The 1,091-nt window shown below is 69.5% G+C and carries 1 pseudogene; it reads left to right on the top strand.

From position 1 onward, the window contains the following. Window positions 1-1,091 (top strand): annotated as a pseudogene (locus GJ633_RS17445) (hypothetical protein); the annotation flags it as partial.

The following is a 1,091-nucleotide window of genomic DNA, read 5'->3' as shown; positions in this document are numbered from 1 at the left end:
TCGCGCTGGCGGCGGTCGGCCCGGCCGCCGGAGCGGCGGCGGGACCGTCGATCGACGTCACGGTCGAGGCCGCGCCGTTCGACGGCGCCGCGCCGGTCGCAGACGGCGAGGACGTCGTCCTCCAGGAGGACCCGACGGCGAACGTCACGGTCGCGTCCGAGGACGCCATCGACCTGGTGGAGATCCGCGTCGACGGCGAGATTCGCCACACGTTCCGGCCGGACTCGTCGTCGTTCTCGCGGGCAGTCCCGCTTGACATGGACGTGAACGAGAACGAGATCGAGGTGGTCGCGAGCGACGGGGACGTGTCCACGTTTCAGACGACGCTGACGAAGCGAACCGCCGCCCCGCGGGTCAAGTACGCTGAGCCGTTCGCGACGAGCGTGAAGGGCGGCCCGCCCAACGAGACCGACGTCTCAAGCGGCCGGGTGACGCTCGCCGGGACGCTCCACACGCTCTCCGAGGTGGACCGCATCACCATCGAGCGGACCCACACCGACGCCGGCTTCGGGGACGAGAACAGGACCGACCGCGAACTCCATCGACTCACCGACCCTGGCGACTCGTTCTCACAGGACCTGCTGCTCGGCGACGGCGAAAACGAGATCGTCGCCCGGTACATCGACGCGACCGGGAAGACGAACGAGGACGCGTTCACGCTCGTCGTCGACGACGCGACCGACCCGGAGATCGAACTCGACGTGCCGGCGGTGAGCTACGCCGACTCGGTCCGCGTCCGGGGGACGGTGCGCGACGACACGAAGCTCCACCGCGTGGCGATAAGTCGCACCAGCAACAACGCCTCGCGGGTGGTACTGACCGGAAGCGACGCCGGGCCGGACCCGGACAGGCTCGCCGTCGACGTCGACGAACGGATCGACCTCTACGACGACACCGACGCGAACGAGTTCCGACTCGTGGCGGAGGACACCGCCGGCAACGTCGAATCGGAGACGTTCACCGTGGAGTACGACTCGAACCCCGTCGTGACCGTCACGGAGAACGCGACCAACGCCACCGCGGGGACGGTCCGCGTCGCCGGCTCCGTCTCGGAGGCCACGGTCACGCGGGTGACCATCGAGACGATCGAC

The organism is Halorubrum sp. CBA1125, assembly GCF_009742825.1.
Taxonomy (GTDB): domain Archaea; phylum Halobacteriota; class Halobacteria; order Halobacteriales; family Haloferacaceae; genus Halorubrum.
This window is presented reverse-complemented; position numbering and strand designations above follow the sequence as displayed.